This window comes from Oleiphilus sp. HI0128, from assembly GCF_001635365.1.
This window is the reverse complement of the sequence record NZ_LWGG01001009.1, coordinates 1-16,555: the sequence shown is the minus strand read 5'-3', so window position 1 is coordinate 16,555 and position 16,555 is coordinate 1. Positions and strand designations below refer to the sequence as shown.

Genomic DNA, 16,555 nt, shown 5'->3' with positions numbered 1-16,555 from the left:
AGAGACTGTGTATTAGCGGGAAGTAAAAAACATGGATAGTTACAGAGGGGCGCATTTCCTTGCTGGCTCAGGACCAAGTTTTGTAACGGTTGCGAAAAGTTTATATCGTCGTCGATACCCTAATGTTGTAGTGCAAGGTGACTCCTGGTTTGATTACCCTGGCAGGCAGAAACATTTTTTCTACGGACCGAATAATTTACATCAGGCCCTGATGCAGATTATTCCTACTGGCGCAAACTGGTGGGATAGTAGCGTCTCAATGGCTACGGCAAAGCAGGTTTCGCGTGAATCCAGTGTATTTCGCTATGCTAAATACAATCGAGTTAGACTCGATGTATATTGTCTAAGTATGGGCGGGAATGATTTATTCGCTGGCTTAAAGTTTATCCTTAAAGATTATGATGATAAAAATCAATCGCCTTCAGAGTGCTTTAATTCAGGGAAAGAGCGCTTACTTCAAAACATCAGAGATGATTATCATAAGGTATTGAGAGACCGAGACCGATATCTACCTAGCGTGCCTGTCCTTGCGCATTGTTATGCGTCGCCAGATCAACGCCAGCGAGGCTTCAAGTTGGCATTCCTAAAGGCCGGGCCTTGGATAAAAACAGCATTTGATGCGAAAGCTTATCCACCTATGCTTACTTCTAATATAGATAACTGTATAAGGAGGCGGGCGATTCGCTATCTGCATGCGCAGCTTTCTGAAACAATTATAGGCGCAATGGGGCAATATCAGAATACGCTAAGTTATGATGCTTTTGGTCGGGGAGTAGACTTGTCAGCAGCAAAATATTGGGATGATGAAATTCATTTAAGCCCGAAAGGGTGGATTATGTACGCGAAAGATATGCAAGAGTATATGATCGAAAATGGTCTAGATATTAGAGCGTTGAAGAGGAGGTGAAGAGCTAAGCGGATAGTTATAGCTTAGCTCTTCAGATAGAGCGCTAGCTCAAGTTAGCAGCAAGAAGAGCCGCCGTCACCTGTTTCGAATATAGGGTCACCATCGAAGGGTAAGCTAGATCCACAGCCTTCAAAAATGCCGTAATGAGTGTTCCAGTCACCAATAAACTCGAAGTACTTTTTAAATCGTGTTTCATTCAGCATGCGCCAGGTATTGCCGCAAACAGGGAAAATCCTACCTTTTTCGATGATATGGTGCTTATCAAGAACGAAAGCGTGTTCAAAGTGCTCGATACCGCCTTTGTAAATAACAGCCTGGCCATAATCTTCACAGTGCGGTTCAAGGTCTTTTATTTTAAATAAACGGTAGGTTGCCGAATAAAAACCGATATGGCCGACTTTTTCTTGCACCGATTCATTTTCAATAGTGATGACATCGTCTTCTACAAGCCTCGGGTCCAAAAAACCGACTTTTTTAGCTAGGTTTTCAAAATCGTTCCAGTAAAGTGCGCCGCTCAAACACTCGCCGTATAGGACTGGGTCCTCAACAAGGTGTTGGGGAACTCTCCGGTCTGAATAGACGTCAGAGAAGTAAAGCTCACCTCCTGGTTTTAGTACTCGATAGGCTTCTCGCAATACGGCTTCCTTGTCTGGTGAAAGGTTGATAACGCAATTTGATACGATGATATCAAAACTGTTTTCTTCAAGGCCAAGTTCGTTTAAACGTTCGATATAACCCAGCTTGAATTCTGTATTCTTGCTTGCGTAGCCGAATTTCTCGGCATGGTAAGATTCGTGCTCAAGTGCAATGGTAAGCTGCTCTTCTGTCATGTCGATACCTAAGACACGGCCTTGTTCGCCAACCCATTGGGATAGAACGTAGCAATCTCTGCCAGACCCGCTGCCAAGATCCATTACCTGCATTCCTTCAAGCACGGGTGGGGCAATTAGACCGCAGCCATAGTAACGGGCTAGTACCTCATCATGAACCTTGGCTAATGCCGTCTTTACATGTCTAGGTAAACCAGCGCTTGTACAGCAGGCGTTGGTTTTAAGATCTTCGGTTTTTTCTAATACTTTCCCGTAATAGTTTTTAACATCATCATGCATGCAGGGAGATCTCTCTTTGAATTGTTAGCGCGTGTTTCTGAACTTGGAGACAAGTAAGACAAGCAATAGTCTTAAACGTTCAAATATATAAAACGAGTAAATTATCACGCTTTCGTCTTTGAATATATAGGGCTTGTAGCCTATCTTTAAATCATACCTTTTTCGAACATTGTCCTGGAAATTTAGTGCCATGAGTGATAGCAGTTTTGATTACCTTGGCGGTAATTATTATATCAGCGCAGCAAGCTTGCTTCTCGAATACCGGATGTTTATTGACTCCCATCCGACGCTTTTCAAAATAAACCAAGCCAATTCATATTGGCCAAAAATGGTTTTCTTTTGCAATGAGCTTGAAAAATTTCCTGAGATCATGAAGGCACTTACTCGTGTCCATGTTTGTTCGCAAATCGACTTCGAAAGGGCTTTGTTTTGCAGTTGGTGTGCGTTATTGATTGGCCGGTCAGCTGGCCTCACAGAAGCTAACCAAAGATTGCTGTTCGTCGCTGGTTTACTGCAAGATATTGGTAAACACGCACCCGATACCGAGACGATTGAGTTTCCCACAAAGGTTAATGGCCCTTTCTTTTCTCCAGCTAGCTCGCTTGACGGCAGAGATATTCACCCTCTGATTAGTTCACGTTTAGTTGAAAAGTACCTACCTGAGCTAGAAGGGCTTGCGGAGCTGGTTCTACACCACCACGCACGAAATGACGGAACTGGCTTTCCAAATCTCATTGGTGAGCCTCAACTTGGTCTAGACGCCCAGATTTTAGTGATCGCCAATGAGTTAAGTGACCGCCTTGATCAGCTAGGTGGTCACAATCAGATATCTCATACCTTATCAAACCTTAGGCTCAATTCTTTTTTGTATTTTGAAAGGGCGCATCAGCATTGGATCACCTTAGTTGAAGCGCACCTGTCTAGCCCGATCGAGTCACCAAAGAACTCAAATCTGTTTCTTGATATTGAAAGCAAGATTAAAGAGCTCGAGAAAATGCTGTCGTGCTTACTCGTCGTCAGTGCTGAGCTACTTCCGTATGATTTTGACCTGAGTGTCCATGGTTTGCGTTCAATGATTCATCGTCTCGTTAGGCTTTCAACCGATACCGGAGTGTTTGATCCGAGCCTGTTTAGGCAGCGCACTGAGGGCGTTATTGGGATGAAGATCGATAACGACTGCTGTGAGCTCCATAATATTCATGAATGTACTGTTGTTCGTGACATAGCTATCATTTTAAAAGGATTACCTGAGATTCTCTCTCGAATGAGGGTACTGACGGGTGATATTCTTTCCTCCAAAAAGTATGATGCCAATTACAATTTAGTCGCCAATGCCAATGAACTTTTATATAAAAATATTAAGTTACTGGAAGGCAGTCGTTGTAGCATTTTTCGCTAGTCTGTTCGTCTAGCTTGGTAATCAATCTTTTGTTTCTATTTGGGTAACTAGCGCTATTAGTTTTACTCGAAAGTAGAGCACATACTTGGCTCATTTTTGTGCCATTATCTACTGTAAACTGACTCTTAACTAGGTAAGTCAATGCAAGAAATATTCAATCAGGCCCTTGCACTACATCAGCAAGGCAAGCTAGCGCAAGCAGAAAATATCTACCGTCAGATTCTTGATAAGGCGCCAGGTCAGCCCGTGATATGCGCACAACTTTCTCTATTGCTTCAACAAGCTGGAAAGCTGCCGGAGGCTTTCTCTTTCGCAAAAAAAGCAATTGAAGCCTTGCCTGAAGAGCATGAAGTCGCTTTACAGGGTGCTGGCTTGGCAGTACAGCTAGGTCATAATCAACAAGCCGAAACGTGGTTAAAGCAAGCTCTTCAACTTAAGCCCAAGCATGAAAAAGCTTTAGAGCAATTGGCTGGCGTCTTAATTGGGAATCACAAAGAAAAGGATGCCTTAGGCGTTTGTAAATCTTTAATAAAAGTCTCACCGAAAAATGCAAATGCCTATAACTTAAAAGGCTTAGCGCTAAGTCGTTTAGGTGAGGGGGAAAAAGGCTACAGCTGTTTTCAAAAATCTTTGAAACTCAACCCTGGCCAAATAGCAGTGATTCGGAATCTTATCTTGTATGGTAAGGGGAGAAAAGAGCCTCTATTAGAAAGCATCATTCCTCAGTTGGAGAAAAGCTTTTCTCAGCAAACACAAGCGCCAGCAGTTCAAATGAACGTCGCGTATATTCTGTCAATGTATTATGAGCGAAGTAAGAAGACCGATAAATCATTCATGTACCTGAAAATGGGAAATGACATTGCTCGCAAAGGCGTAAATTATCAGCATTCCCAGACAGAAAATGACTTCAAAGCTATCTTAAACGCTTTTGACGAAGGTTTTTTAAATGAAGTAAAGGGGGCGCAACTTTCAGATGATTCACCAATATTCATATTGGGTATGCCGCGCTCAGGAACGACGCTAATCGAGCAGATTATATCTAGTCACTCGCAGGTCGAAGCGGAAGGAGAGATTCTTGACCTGAGAGAAAGCTTTAGAACGCACGGCGAGATATTGAATAGCGATATCTCAGCAGATGATAAGGCTAGCGCGTGTGTCGCAGTCATGACTGCTTATTTAGATAAGCTTAGAGCTAGACAGAAAGCTACGTATTTTACAGACAAGATGCCCTATAACTTCATGTTTGTTGGGCTTATCTTAACTGTAATGCCTAACGCTAAAGTTATTCATTGTACACGTGACCCGCTTGAAACCTGTTTTTCTATTTATAAACAAAATTTTTCTGGTTCCCCAGCATACACTAATGATTTAACAGAGCTGGGCCAGTATTATATCGCCTATAAAGACATGATGAAGCATTGGCAGAACCTATTTGGTGATCGTATTTATGAGGCTAATTATGAAGCGATGGTGGATAACTCAGAGCACCAGATTAACAACTTACTCGCCTTTTGCCATTTGGAGCCAGAGGGTGGCTGCTTCGAATTTCATAAAAATAAGCGCGCAGTGAGAACAGCGAGTGTCGCGCAAGTAAGGCAGCCTATATATAAAGATGCCAAGCGAGCATCGGCGCCGTATGAAAAATATTTGGCGCCTTTGATAGAGGTTTTACAGAACGTAGATTAGATCAAGTCTAATTTGCGTTCACTCCAAAGTTTCTCGGCAAATGCGAAGGCGTCCTTCTGTGAGAACTCTGGTTTTAAAGATTTTAAGGCGAGGGCTGTTGTACCGATAATGGCACCTAAGGCATATTCGTCTTCTTGCTCACCACGCCAAACTTGCTTAAGGTAGTTAACCGTTAAATCCTGCCCTTTAACGTGTCTTCGCTCAAATTGAGAAGGCCACTCTTCTTCAGTAAGCTCTCCCTTAATCGCTGACTTTACGACCATGGCATTATCAGGATTTCGCTCAATCTCTCCGCCTTCACCTTTTATTACTGAAAGTGATCGGTACCCTAGTAGTGCTCCAGCCTCTTGATGAAGGCCGCTATAGGGGGGGTGGAATATTCCTTGGAGTACGCTATCTGCGTTCAAGGGATTGATCAGTCGCGATAAAGAATGAACAGGGGAACGCAGCCCCATCAAGTGACGCATATTGATCATTTCGGCCAAGCGTGGGCTAATCGCATCGAGTGGCAGGTAAGCAAAGCTTCTAACATTCATACTGTCTGCAACTTCTTCCCATGAGCGTGAGACTGGTATTCCTAGTTCATTAAGAATATTTTCAGTATACAGGCGGTTTGCAGTATGACCACTTGCGCCGTGAATCATGACTCGATAACCGGCTTGAGCCAGCAAGAAAATTGCTGGCAGGTACCAAGGTAGGTGGCGTCGTTTTCCGGCATAGGATGACCAGTCAAGATCGGCCGCGATTGCGGGGGTATTAAGTTGCTCTTTAACGGCCTTTACAAAGCCGCTGAGCTCTTCAGCAGATTCTTCTTTAACGCGTAATAGCATAAGGAAGGCGCCCAGCTGCACGTCTTCGACTTCTCCCTTTAATATCATGTTCATTGCTTCAAAAGCTTCTTGTTCAGTAAGGGAACGGCTGCCTTTTTTACCTTTGCCCAGTATTCTTACAAAGGGTGCAAATGGGTGTTCTGCTTTCGCTTGTTTAATATTTACGTCTGTCATACGGGGTCGACTTCCTTAAAAAAGGTAAGTTTATAGGCAATTGGTTGGTTTGGGTAAGCCTGCGATCTTACTGGCTAGCTTTGCGGGGCTTCCCGGAAACAGGGTCATCAAATAGATGCTATTTCCTTTATCTTCCCCTAAGGTCTCTTTTATATGCTTAACAAGAATGCGCATAGCAGGTGAGAGATCGTATTCGAGGTAAAAGCTGCGCAGGGCGTCTAATATTTCCCAGTGTCCGGGCGTTAGCGTTAAGCCTTCCTGCAGGGCTATTGCCGCAGCAATGTCGCGTGACCAGTCATCCAGGTTTACTAGAAAACCTTGCTCATCAAACTGGATATTTTTTAGCGTGTCTTGATCGCTCATAATATGTGTTTAGCAAAGGCTAGATTTAATACCAGCTATGCACTTTTTCATGCTTGATGGTAAGTTCAACCAAGTCATTGTAATCAATTTTACAATAGTCTACCGGGATTTTTACACCCCTAGCCAAGGCATCTTCAGTCAGTACAAAAATCGTCGCGGCAATACAAGACCATTGACTGGCTTCAGACGAGGTTCCCAGGCATTGGAAAACCCCATCTTCAATGAGTACTACGCAGTCACCGTCCAGGATCGTGTCTGAAAGTTGCTGGTTCACAGCGACTTCTGAGGGTGGTTTGTTCAGTATATGCAGGGTCATAAAGTGGGGCCAAGAAGCTAGAATCTTAAAATAATGTCGGAATCGTTAAGCTTATTGCTTACTTGTGCTTTACTAAGTTCGCTTATCGCAAGTGAGCAATCGCTTAACGGGATGTTTCGGTCTTCAGCGTCTTGTTTATCTATATGCACTTTATCTACACCATAAATAGCAAGCGCTTTCATCATTTGGCGAATATTCTTCTGGTGTATGTTTGCAGGGTCTTGATCTTCCAATAATAGATAGCAGCCATCAGTTGCGAGTAGCAGGCTGATATCTTGCTCGAAGGTACCCGCAGCCAGCACAAGGTCGAGAGCTTCTTTTGCATCGCTGGAGCCGAACGGGGCTGAGTTTAATATAATGAGTATAGATTTCTTATCCATCTTGCCTCTGTTTAAGCTCCAAAGGTTATGAAGCGGTCAGAAACGGCCATTGCTTCTACTAGTTGCCCAAGCCCGGAAAGCTCGAAACCTTCAGCGAGATTGTTTGCGTCCTTTTGATGGCGAGCTTGCTCTGTGTTATCGATCAAGCCTCGGCGTGCTGCGGCGGCAATACAGATAACCAGGTCAAGGTTGTGCTTGGTACCAAGGTCTTGCCAGGCTTTATAAAGATCAAACTCGTCTTGTGGTGGTGTCGCGAGTTTAGTACCGCTATGAATACCGTTTTGATAGAAGAAGACGCGAGAAAGCTTGTGCCCATTCTGAAGGGCAGCTTTAGTGTATCGATAAGCGCTGTAAGACGACTGTGAATCGTAGGGAGCGTTAAGGACTAATACAGATATGTTCATATTTTAAAGGGCTAAAAACTAAAAAAGCCATGCTTAGTACAGACCAAGGCATGGCTTTAAAGGGTTGCTTATTTCTTAATCGTCCCCGCTAAATGCCATGAGTAGCTGAAGCAAGCTTAGGAACAAGTTATAGATCGACACAAATAGTGTCACGGTAGCTAGAACGTAGTTTGTTTCGCCGCCGTGAATGATCTCACTGGTTTGATACAGAATGATCATAGACGAGAAAAGTACAAACCCCGCAGAGATCATTAGCTGTAAACCCGCGATATCGGTAAAGATACCAATAACCATTGCACCTAAAAGAACAAAGAAACCAGCAGTAATCGTACCTGCCAAGAAGCTAAAGTCTTTACGTGTGATCAAGGCATAAGCCGAAAGACCAAAGAATACGAATGCGGTTAAGCCAAGTGCGTTAGCAACTAAGTGGCCAGCGCCTGCGCCAATGAACATGCTAAGGATGGGGCCAATTGTATAACCCATAAAGCCTGTCAGTGCGAAGGTAAGTACAAGACCCATGCCGCTGTTAGCCGTTTTGTGAATACCGAACAGTAAACCGTAAAAACCAACCAGCGTTATGATCATGCCAGGGTGTGGCGCGTTAATAACCATTGCGATATAGGCAACGGCAGCTGAAAAGGCCAGCGTTAAACCTAATAGCATGTATGTGTTCTTAAGTACCGATGAAACATCAGCACCTAAAGCCGCTTGCGAATTAGCACCCATAATATTGGCGAGGTTATCACCTTGAGTGTGAGCCGCCTGAGCTTGTGGATGTCTATTATCTTGCATGTAATGCTCCGTTTTAAACCAAGTATGTTTAGTTAGAATAATACTACATTTACATGCCTATAATAGTGGCGAGTATAGAAAATTCAACTCTCAAAAACTTTAAAAATAAATCGTTGACACCGCTAAAAAAATCATTAGTATACACCTCGCTTTCGACATGAAAGCAATTGCGGTGAGCTGCCAGAGTGGTTGAATGGACTGGTCTTGAAAACCAGCGTGGGTTAATAGCCCACCCGGGGTTCGAATCCCTGGCTCACCGCCATTTATTTCTTCCAGAAATAAGTGAAAACTTTCCTACGCTAAATCATTGTCTAGTTTCTAGAAATATCTTCTCAACTCTATTCTTGATTTTACTGTTTGATCAAATGGTTCAGACTCTAGTGAAATAAATAGACCGGAGTATCCAAGTACCCAGCCTTGTAACCAAGTACTCTGACAAGGTCTCGTTTGGTAAACTAAGATTGGCCTTGGTTATTTGTCTGCTGTACCTCTCGTGAATAATCGATAGAAATTTCCTCTCAGAAAGGACTAGCGTTCTTGCTGCACAGGCCCTGTGCTTCCAAGTTGTTAGCTCGGCACTTCAGGCCTACGTGAAAAACGAACACGAAAAGCGCCAGGAGACATAGATGTATGTTTTTTAAACAGGCGAATAAAAGAAGACATATCGTTGTAGCCGACTTCTTGGGTGATCTGTTCTAAAGACTTTTTACTGCCTTCTAGCATCCTTTTGGCAGATTCAATCCGAAGCTTCTGTACGTAGGTGATTGGTGTATCACTGGTAGCCGCTTTAAAGCGGCGTTTGAATGTCCTTGGTGTCATGTTGATACGCTCGGCAAGTTCGTCGATTGAAAAGTCTTCAGCAAAGTGATGTTCTAGCCAGTTTTGTAAGCTTATGATTTGCTTGTCTTGGTGGTAATGTTTGCCGGGTATACGTTTAATGCTACTAACCTTATCTTGGCCAATGTCGAAAACATATGACCGGGAGCTAGCTTGCGCGAGTTCATAGCCACAATAGCGCTCAATCAGAAACAGGCTCATATCAAACCAGGCCGTGCCGCCACCAGAGCAAAATATTTGCCCATCTTCTGTAATTAACTGGTCCGGCTGTAAGTCTACCTTTGGAAATTTCTGTGCAAACTGCTCGACGAAGCCCCAATGCGTCGTCGCTTTTTTGTGATCTAACATGCCTGTGTCGGCAAGCAGAAAAGCGCCGGTACAATTACATGCGATATCGCAGCCACCTTCATATAGTTTTCTGATCCATGGGAGTGCTGCTTTATTTAAAGCCAGTGTCTGAGCAATATCGCCAGCGATGGTCGGTATGACAAGCAGGTCACTTGAACTGATTTCTTCAATGGTTTTATGCGCATTGATTTCAATATTATTAGCACACCGAATTTTACCACCGTTTAAGCTAGCAATTTCGACATTGAATTGTCTGGATAGCTTATCTCCATGAATGTAATTCCAAGTAACGCCAACCGAAGCGAGTAAATCTGCCATACCGATAATTGCTGTAGCAAAGGCGTAATCAAACCCGAGAATGGTGACTTGCTTCATTGTTGTGTATCCAAGAATACTGGTGGCATAAACGGCATAGTTTAAGTCATAAAAGCCAGTTATGTAATCCCTCTCGATATGAGACAGTGATAGGTAAATAACCTATTCATCATTAAGAGGCTTGTAAGGCATGGAAACCGATTTATTAAATGAAAGAGACGTTCAGTTTCAGTTGTATGAAGTGCTTGAAACCGCCGCACTTACTGAGCGCGCTCGTTTTAATGAACATAATGTTGAAACCTTTAATGCAGCGATCTCTACAGCAAGACAAATTGCTGAGGATAAGTTTGCTAACCATAATGCCAAACTAGATTGTAATGAGCCCAGTTTTGATGGTGCGAAGGTAAGCATTCTGCCAGAGGTAAAAGAGGCCTTTGATGCGTTGGCTGAAGCAGGCTTTCTTGCAGGGCGAGATGACTACGAGTTAGGTGGGATGCAGTTGCCAGAAGTTATTATGGCTGCGTGTATGGGGTATTTCACAAGTGCTAACGCTTCATCAGCGGGTTATCCATTTTTAACGATAGCCGCAGCCAATTTAATCAAAACTTATGCTTCGGATGCGCTAAAAGGTAATTTCTTAAGCCCTATGTTAGCCGGTAAGTTCACTGGCACCATGGCAATGACAGAGCCTCATGCTGGGTCATCTTTAGCCGATATCACAACCCGAGCAAAAGCATCAGACACCGCAGGTCAATACCTGATCAAAGGAAATAAGATGTACATTTCGGGTGGCGATCATGAAATGGCCGACAATATTGTTCACCTTGTCTTGGCTAAAATTGACGGTGCGCCATCGGGCGTAAAAGGAATCTCGCTGTTCCTGGTTCCTAAATATAGATTGGATGACGATGGTAAACCGGCAGATCGTAATGATGTTGCATTAGCTGGGCTCATTCATAAATTGGGTTACCGCGGTACGACCTCGACCATGCTTTCATTTGGTGATAACAATGAATGTGTAGGGTATCTGATAGGCGAAGAGCACCAGGGCCTTCGCTATATGTTCCAAATGATGAATGAAGCGAGATTAGGCGTTTCGATGGGTGCCGCGATGATTGGCTATCGCGGGTATCTGAGTTCACTGTCTTATGCAAATGAGCGCTTACAAGGCCGCTTGGCGAGCCAAAAGGCGGATGACAAGCCTGTTGAGATTATCCAGCACGCCGACGTGCGTCGAATGCTGTTAGAGCAAAAAGCATACGTTGAAGGTGCAATGTCACTATGCCTGTTTGGTTATTTCTTATTAGATGATGTCAATACACACCCTGATGCAGACGAAAGAGAAAAATCAGAGCTCTTACTGGACTTACTGACACCCGTGATCAAATCATGGAGCTCCGAAGTTGGTGTAAAAGCGAATGATCTAGCGATTCAGGTGCTTGGCGGTGCAGGCTATACCAGAGAGTACCCTGTCGAACAATATTGGCGCGACAATAGGTTAAACCCAATTCATGAAGGAACGAATGGTATCCAGGCCTTGGATTTAGTGGGTCGCAAGCTATGGCAGCGCAACAGTAAAGGACTTCAAGTTCTGGTCTCTAAGGTGAATTTAGACCTTTCTCGTGCTAAAGAATCCAGTGAAAGGCTTCAAGCGTGGGCGCAAACAATTGAAGAACATTTGTCACTAGTGCATAGGGTTACTATGCAATTAGGCGCTGACCTTCAGAAAGAATCTCCTGACTTGACCTTATCTAATGCCAGTTCTTACCTTTCGATGTTTGCTCGCGTGGTGGTGTCGTGGCTGTGGTTACGCCAGGCCTTAGCGGCAGAAAAGGGGATTGCCGAAACTGAGCCCGCAAACCATGAAGAGCTTTCGTTTTACCGTGGCAAACTCCAGGCTGCTCAATATTATATTAAATGGCAATTACCATTAGCTAAGCACGAAGCAGATCTACTTTTGGGGCGAGACGATACCTGTTTTGAAATGCAGCCAAACTGGTTCTAGACCTTGAGACATAAACCAAATTCGAAAGCGGAGGAAAAAGTGAGCTATATTGAAGTCGATGTAAGAGGTTCGATCTTATTGATCAAGGTTAATCGAGCGGAAAAGTATAACGCGCTAACGGTCGAAATGTATCACGATATTGCACGAGCCTATTACCAGCTGGAGCATGATAATAATTTGTGTGTTGCCGTATTTTACGCAGAGGGAGAACATTTTTCAGCTGGCTTGGAGCTCACTGATTGGTTAGAGCCTCTTAAATCAGGAGGCTTGCCGCCTTTGCCTGAGAGAACCATAGACCCCTTTGCATTATCAGGCCCAAGCTTGTCGAAGCCTGTTATTATGGCGGTGCAAGGTTATAGCTATACCTGGGTGGTTGAGATGATGCTCAATACAGATATCAGAGTTGCTTCGGAGAATGCACGCTTTGCTCAGCTGGAGGTTCAGCGTGGTTTGTTTGCCTGTGGTGGGGCAACGATACGGTTACAGAATGAAATGGGTTGGGCCAATGCTCAACGATATTTACTCACGGGTGACGAGTGGTCGGCCGCTGATGCGTATCGCATGGGAATGATTCAGGAAATATGTGAGCCAGGGAAGCAGTTAGAATGTGCCTTAGCGCTAGCACAGAAGATCGCTAAGGCAGCTCCTTTGGCTGTACGTGGAAGCTTGACTTCATCTAAGCTTGCAAGACAAGAAGGCGAGGCATCGGCCATAAAGCAACTTTTTCCTAGCTTAAAGCCCGTCATTGAGTCAGAAGATATGAATGAGGGAGTTCAGTCATTTATCGAGCGTCGTGATGCGGTCTTCGTAGGGCGTTAAGCCCTGAAGGATCAATTTAACAAAGACGAGGCACGCTTAGGCCAAACCTAATGCCCGCAGTACAAATATTCCTGTGCTTACTGTTAATAGTGACAGTACGGTGGATAAAGCGATAATCGTTGCGGCCAATTCGGCGTTGCCTCGCATGGCCTTAGCCATTACGAAACTCGCTGTAGCTGTGGGGCTTGCGAACATAAGAAACAAAGTACCCAATGCTAAATCTTTAAAACCCATCACTAAGGCGGCAAGGGTGAACAGCAATGGCAATCCAACAAGCTTCAGTAAAGTTGCTTTTAATGCAAGATGATTGCTATCTTTTAATTCATTTAACTTGATCGAACCGCCTACGCAAATCAATGCTAGAGGCAAAGTCATGTTTGCAAAGTACTCGCCGCTTTTCATAATGATGGCTGGTGGCTCTAACTGCAGGAGGTTAAGCACAAGTGCTGTAACAATGGCGATGATCAGCGGGTTTTTCGCCATGTCTTTTGCCATCGATAGCCAATCAAAACGTTTATCTGAATGGAACGGTAATGTCAGCGCAAAGACAGACAGGACATTATAAAGCAGTGTTAAAAAAGCCAGTAGAATAGAGCCGACAGCTAAACCTTCATCGCCATACATGTTCATGCAAAGTGCTAGGCCAACGATACCCATATTTCCACGAAAGGCTCCTTGTACAAAAACGCCTCTATTTTCTGGTAGAAGTTTCATCGTGCCGCTTAGCCGCCAGCAGGCTAGGAATCCAGCTACAGTTACAAGCAAAGCAAACATAACTTGCCTAGTATCAAAAACGGCTGATAGGTCAGATTCCAGTACTTTGATAAATAACAGAGCGGGTAATGCGATGGTGAAAACGAGTTTTGAGCCGGAATTGATGAAACTTTCAGTTAACCAGCTTGTTCGTCGAAGGAACCACCCTAGAAATACAATGATAAAAATGGGTAAGGTAATATTTGAGGTGTACAATAGTAAATCAAGAAAAGATGACAATGGAGTCTCTCAAAAAGCGTAATTTGTAGCTAAGTATATGCGATTTATCAGTTGAGTTCCGAAAAGTGCTTTAAGCAAAGCTAGTTTCGATACAAATTTAGCTTTTATGTCTCCTCAGCGTTTTCCCTAGGCTTGTGTGGCTGTCTTTTCGAGCGGTAAAGTTTGGCATGAAGCTCCTGAATTAATCGCAAACCGAATATGTAGTTTATTGATCAATTGCGTCTTCTGATGTTGTCTAGGTATTTGTTACTAATCCTTTCGTCTCCCACCTTTTGGTGATGGTATTTATTCCGCTGGGGTTAATTGGTGTTTTTCCAAGTCATTGGCTGCTCAGGCAAAGCTTTTCTGCAGCTACAATGATAGATGTAATTGCTCTGGCAGGCGTAGCTGTAAGGAATTCTTTGCTTATTGTTGATTTTATAACAGTGCGTGTTGAGCATGGCAGTAGCGTCGAAGACGCTGTAAGCGAAGTTTGTGTGCTAATAAAATTTAGCTTCACCGGGGGGGCGTGTTTTAAAGCGCTTGTGTAGCCATAAATACTGACTAGGATGCCTTCGGATCGACTCTTCTAAGAGCTTATTCCATGCTCTGGCATCGGCTTCATTGTCTTCACCAAAGTTTTCAAGGATGGGAGAAAAGTAGATTTCATAGCGGCCATTAGGGAGGCGGTATTGCGAGACATGGATGACAGCTGCCCCAGATTCGCGAGCGATCCAGCTAGGAGTCGATATACAGGCGGCATCGATACCAAAGAATGGAGCAAAAAGGTCGCACTTTTTGCCGAAATCCTGGTCAGGTGCATACCAGACTTCACCGCCTTCTTTCATAAACTGAATCATTTCTTTCAGTTGTCTTTTATGGAAGCTTTCAATATCAACATTTCTCTGGCGTCCACTTTCAATCATCCAATCAACTACCGGATTGTTGTTGGGTCGATACATATAGCCAGGTTTTTGAAGTTGTGCTGCGATAAACGGCAGGGCAATATCGAAAATACCAAAATGCCCACCTAAAAGAAATACGCCGCCACCTCGTTTCTCTGCTTCTTTTAAGTGTTCTAGGCCATAGACTTCTACCTTGCTCATATAAGGGCTAAGGTCACGCCACCAGGACTGAAGTGTTTCTATGAAGCCTTCAGACGTAGATGTGAATACATCTTTTACCAACTGTTCGCGTTCATTATCACTTAACTCTGGAAAGCAGGCATCAATATTCTGTCGGCATGCCTTAACTCTGCTTTTCATTTTATTGTGAGTGAGGTTGCCCAACTTTTTAGCAATAGAGTGCTTCCACAATAAGGGTAGGTGTGCAATGGAGAACAGTACAAACACAATGAGCCAGGTAAGCAGAAATGAGGGGTGCCAAAGCGGTCGTTGTTTTTTAGGTTTAGCCATGAGGTGTAATGCCGTATCAAAGGAACAAAATTAGCGCCGGATATTACTGGTTTTAAAGTTGTAACACTAGCGCTTATGGCTAACTAAAGAAAATAAGAGGCTATATATGCTGTGTCAACGCGTTTTATTGCGCGTAAGTGGACTCTAAATAGCGAGCAATTTCTTGAGACTCAAACATTTCTGTTCCGGTATTGGGATCAATAAGAAACGGTACTTGCACGTTTCCATGTTTTTTAAAGAAATCATCGCGCTTGGTGTTTTCTAATGGTTGATAAGCGCCAATGCTGAAGCGGAAGTTTGCCGGACCCATATCAGCTAGTTGCTGCTTGCCCAAATTGATCAGTAAGTATGGCAATTCAAGTTCGCATAGTTTTTCTCTTACTACACGAGAAAAAGGGCTGGATTCGAAGCTATATAGCGTCAATGGGAGTTTAGCCGCTTTTGCAGGGCGCGCGTGGACACCTGCATTATTACGTAAAACACTAGCCAGTTTGGATGCCGTATCATTCATTAAACTGCGGCGGAGTTGCTTAGGGACTTCCAAGCCCCTGTACTCTTTAAATAGGTAAGTAACAATTTCATCGCGGCCAGCAATATTGAGGTCAGTGTTGGGGTCGAATAACCTTGGGAGCGTCTGGCTGCCGGATTCTTGTGCAAGTTTTTTTATATCACGCCCACCGATTGGGCAGGGGGCTACCATTGCATCAAGGTTGAGTTCGGTCAGTGCTTCCCTGACAAACCGACATTCCGGGCAACCTTCTCTGTCGAATATAACCAGCTCCTGCTCAGGTTGTATTGCAACCTTGCTCGCTGACGTGCCACGCCAAACACGTAGTGTTGATGCAAGGGTAGACGTGGTGATGTCGAATAAGTTTTTCATAGCGATCCTCCATAATAAGCACGGCTGCATTGTAAGGCTTAATCGTTTGTTTGTCATAGACAAATATCGGCTGTGTCTACCCATAAATTATTATATGAGGCTGTAAGTTCAGGCTGAGTTACGGGTTTAAGGCTATAATAAGATGATTATGGTTTGTTGCTACCTGCATAGAAAGAAATCACGCGTGAGGTTGTATTATGTTCACGAGTATTACAGATCTATTTAAACTAGGTATTGGACCTTCCAGCTCTCATACTAATGGCCCTATGATTGCCGCAAAGGACTTCGTCACTAAGATAAAGGCTATAAATCCCACCTTTCTTAAAGGCAAGCGCCTTAATCTTAGGTGCCGCTTGACAGGTTCCTTAGCGTATACGGGTATTGGTCATGGTACAGATACGGCAATCCTTCTGGGTCTCAATGGCTATTCGCCGGCACAGGCCGCTAAGCTTTCATTCAACGGTAATTTAGAAAAAGCGATTGATAGTTTTCAGCAAAAAAACTTTATCGAAATTGTTCAAGGTGTGTGTGTAAACTTTGGCCCAGCGTCGGGAATAGAGTTTGATATGAAGCTCGTGTACCCGGAACATCCGAATGGTTTCAG

At 43.9% G+C, this 16,555-nt stretch carries 18 protein-coding genes and 1 tRNA gene; 8 read left to right on the top strand and 11 right to left on the bottom strand.

What is annotated here, in order from left to right:
* Nucleotides 1-31: 31 nt before the first annotated feature.
* Complete coding sequence (locus A3763_RS17165) at nucleotides 32-907, top strand: hypothetical protein (protein WP_068510805.1); 876 nt, start codon at nucleotides 32-34, stop codon at nucleotides 905-907.
* 53 nt (nucleotides 908-960) lie between these two features.
* On the opposite strand, the gene A3763_RS17160 is transcribed toward A3763_RS17165, so the two are convergent.
* Entirely contained in the window at nucleotides 961-2,016 is a 1,056-nt protein-coding gene (locus A3763_RS17160) for a methyltransferase domain-containing protein (protein WP_068510803.1), read from the bottom strand.
* A 190-nt stretch (nucleotides 2,017-2,206) separates the two neighbouring features.
* Between A3763_RS17160 and A3763_RS17155 the strand changes: the two genes are divergently transcribed.
* Both A3763_RS17155 and A3763_RS17150 read left to right on the top strand, forming a co-directional pair.
* A complete protein-coding gene (locus A3763_RS17155) occupies nucleotides 2,207-3,415 on the top strand; it encodes an HD-GYP domain-containing protein (RefSeq protein WP_068510800.1) in 1,209 nt (402 codons plus the stop codon).
* A gap of 141 nt (nucleotides 3,416-3,556) precedes the next feature.
* Nucleotides 3,557-5,101 carry a sulfotransferase gene (locus A3763_RS17150; RefSeq protein WP_068510798.1) on the top strand — a complete coding sequence of 515 codons (1,545 nt, stop codon included), beginning with the start codon at nucleotides 3,557-3,559 and terminating at the stop codon, nucleotides 5,099-5,101.
* Here A3763_RS17150 and A3763_RS17145 read toward each other — a convergent pair.
* From A3763_RS17145 to A3763_RS17120, 6 genes are all read right to left on the bottom strand, one after another.
* Nucleotides 5,098-6,105, bottom strand: a complete 1,008-nt coding sequence (locus tag A3763_RS17145) for a glycosyl transferase family protein (RefSeq protein ID WP_068552770.1) — start codon at nucleotides 6,103-6,105, stop codon at nucleotides 5,098-5,100. The genes A3763_RS17150 and A3763_RS17145 overlap by 4 nt on opposite strands.
* Before the next feature lie 30 nt (nucleotides 6,106-6,135).
* Nucleotides 6,136-6,468, bottom strand: a complete 333-nt coding sequence (locus A3763_RS17140) for a TusE/DsrC/DsvC family sulfur relay protein (RefSeq protein ID WP_068513637.1) — start codon at nucleotides 6,466-6,468, stop codon at nucleotides 6,136-6,138.
* 25 nt (nucleotides 6,469-6,493) lie between these two features.
* Nucleotides 6,494-6,784: a sulfurtransferase complex subunit TusB gene (gene tusB, locus A3763_RS17135; RefSeq protein ID WP_068513640.1), complete on the bottom strand. Its 291-nt coding sequence runs from the start codon at nucleotides 6,782-6,784 to the stop codon at nucleotides 6,494-6,496.
* A 17-nt stretch (nucleotides 6,785-6,801) separates the two neighbouring features.
* Nucleotides 6,802-7,164, bottom strand: a complete 363-nt coding sequence (gene tusC / locus A3763_RS17130; RefSeq protein WP_068509772.1) for a sulfurtransferase complex subunit TusC — start codon at nucleotides 7,162-7,164, stop codon at nucleotides 6,802-6,804.
* Between the two features lie 11 nt (nucleotides 7,165-7,175).
* Nucleotides 7,176-7,568, bottom strand: coding sequence for a sulfurtransferase complex subunit TusD (gene tusD, locus A3763_RS17125; RefSeq protein WP_068513642.1), 393 nt, complete (start codon nucleotides 7,566-7,568; stop codon nucleotides 7,176-7,178).
* A 75-nt stretch (nucleotides 7,569-7,643) separates the two neighbouring features.
* Nucleotides 7,644-8,294 carry a Bax inhibitor-1/YccA family protein gene (locus A3763_RS17120; RefSeq protein WP_068509429.1) on the bottom strand — a complete coding sequence of 217 codons (651 nt, stop codon included), beginning with the start codon at nucleotides 8,292-8,294 and terminating at the stop codon, nucleotides 7,644-7,646.
* Between the two features lie 237 nt (nucleotides 8,295-8,531).
* Here A3763_RS17120 and A3763_RS17115 point away from each other — a divergent pair.
* A tRNA-Ser gene (locus tag A3763_RS17115) sits at nucleotides 8,532-8,622 on the top strand.
* A gap of 305 nt (nucleotides 8,623-8,927) precedes the next feature.
* Here A3763_RS17115 and A3763_RS17110 read toward each other — a convergent pair.
* Nucleotides 8,928-9,920, bottom strand: a complete 993-nt coding sequence (locus A3763_RS17110) for a GlxA family transcriptional regulator (RefSeq protein ID WP_068515087.1) — start codon at nucleotides 9,918-9,920, stop codon at nucleotides 8,928-8,930.
* Nucleotides 9,921-10,050: 130 nt separating this feature from the next.
* Between A3763_RS17110 and A3763_RS17105 the strand changes: the two genes are divergently transcribed.
* Together A3763_RS17105 and A3763_RS17100 are read left to right on the top strand one after the other, a co-directional pair.
* Complete coding sequence (locus A3763_RS17105; RefSeq protein WP_068515089.1) at nucleotides 10,051-11,865, top strand: acyl-CoA dehydrogenase; 1,815 nt, start codon at nucleotides 10,051-10,053, stop codon at nucleotides 11,863-11,865.
* A 39-nt stretch (nucleotides 11,866-11,904) separates the two neighbouring features.
* Nucleotides 11,905-12,684, top strand: coding sequence for a crotonase/enoyl-CoA hydratase family protein (locus A3763_RS17100; RefSeq protein WP_068515092.1), 780 nt, complete (start codon nucleotides 11,905-11,907; stop codon nucleotides 12,682-12,684).
* Nucleotides 12,685-12,720: 36 nt separating this feature from the next.
* Here the strand turns inward: A3763_RS17100 and A3763_RS17095 are convergent, their stop codons facing one another.
* On the bottom strand, nucleotides 12,721-13,677 hold the full coding sequence (locus A3763_RS17095) for an AEC family transporter (protein WP_068515095.1): 957 nt from the start codon (nucleotides 13,675-13,677) through the stop codon (nucleotides 12,721-12,723).
* A 272-nt stretch (nucleotides 13,678-13,949) separates the two neighbouring features.
* Between A3763_RS17095 and A3763_RS30180 the strand changes: the two genes are divergently transcribed.
* Nucleotides 13,950-14,207, top strand: a complete 258-nt coding sequence (locus tag A3763_RS30180) for an efflux RND transporter permease subunit (RefSeq protein WP_197469648.1) — start codon at nucleotides 13,950-13,952, stop codon at nucleotides 14,205-14,207.
* Here A3763_RS30180 and A3763_RS17090 read toward each other — a convergent pair.
* Both A3763_RS17090 and A3763_RS17085 read right to left on the bottom strand, forming a co-directional pair.
* Nucleotides 14,157-15,071, bottom strand: coding sequence for a lysophospholipid acyltransferase family protein (locus A3763_RS17090; protein ID WP_068515098.1), 915 nt, complete (start codon nucleotides 15,069-15,071; stop codon nucleotides 14,157-14,159). The genes A3763_RS30180 and A3763_RS17090 overlap by 51 nt on opposite strands.
* 124 nt (nucleotides 15,072-15,195) lie before the next feature.
* Nucleotides 15,196-15,951, bottom strand: a complete 756-nt coding sequence (locus A3763_RS17085) for a glutathione S-transferase N-terminal domain-containing protein (protein ID WP_068507339.1) — start codon at nucleotides 15,949-15,951, stop codon at nucleotides 15,196-15,198.
* 197 nt (nucleotides 15,952-16,148) lie between these two features.
* Between A3763_RS17085 and A3763_RS17080 the strand changes: the two genes are divergently transcribed.
* Nucleotides 16,149-16,555 (top strand): serine dehydratase beta chain (locus tag A3763_RS17080; protein ID WP_369823131.1); only part of this gene is annotated, 407 nt, incomplete at its 3' end.

Excerpts from the sequence above, each read along its gene's own strand:
- A3763_RS17165 (WP_068510805.1), top strand. The coding sequence starts at position 32 with ATGGATAGTTACAGAGGGGCGCATTTCCTTGCTGGCTCAGGACCAAGT.
- A3763_RS17160 (WP_068510803.1), bottom strand. The coding sequence starts at position 2,016 with ATGCATGATGATGTTAAAAACTATTACGGGAAAGTATTAGAAAAAACC.
- A3763_RS17155 (WP_068510800.1), top strand. The coding sequence starts at position 2,207 with ATGAGTGATAGCAGTTTTGATTACCTTGGCGGTAATTATTATATCAGC.
- A3763_RS17150 (WP_068510798.1), top strand. The coding sequence starts at position 3,557 with ATGCAAGAAATATTCAATCAGGCCCTTGCACTACATCAGCAAGGCAAG.
- A3763_RS17145 (WP_068552770.1), bottom strand. The coding sequence starts at position 6,105 with ATGACAGACGTAAATATTAAACAAGCGAAAGCAGAACACCCATTTGCA.
- A3763_RS17140 (WP_068513637.1), bottom strand. The coding sequence starts at position 6,468 with ATGAGCGATCAAGACACGCTAAAAAATATCCAGTTTGATGAGCAAGGT.
- tusB (WP_068513640.1), bottom strand. The coding sequence starts at position 6,784 with ATGACCCTGCATATACTGAACAAACCACCCTCAGAAGTCGCTGTGAAC.
- tusC (WP_068509772.1), bottom strand. The coding sequence starts at position 7,164 with ATGGATAAGAAATCTATACTCATTATATTAAACTCAGCCCCGTTCGGC.
- tusD (WP_068513642.1), bottom strand. The coding sequence starts at position 7,568 with ATGAACATATCTGTATTAGTCCTTAACGCTCCCTACGATTCACAGTCG.
- A3763_RS17120 (WP_068509429.1), bottom strand. The coding sequence starts at position 8,294 with ATGGGTGCTAATTCGCAAGCGGCTTTAGGTGCTGATGTTTCATCGGTA.
- A3763_RS17110 (WP_068515087.1), bottom strand. The coding sequence starts at position 9,920 with ATGAAGCAAGTCACCATTCTCGGGTTTGATTACGCCTTTGCTACAGCA.
- A3763_RS17105 (WP_068515089.1), top strand. The coding sequence starts at position 10,051 with ATGGAAACCGATTTATTAAATGAAAGAGACGTTCAGTTTCAGTTGTAT.
- A3763_RS17090 (WP_068515098.1), bottom strand. The coding sequence starts at position 15,071 with ATGGCTAAACCTAAAAAACAACGACCGCTTTGGCACCCCTCATTTCTG.
- A3763_RS17085 (WP_068507339.1), bottom strand. The coding sequence starts at position 15,951 with ATGAAAAACTTATTCGACATCACCACGTCTACCCTTGCATCAACACTA.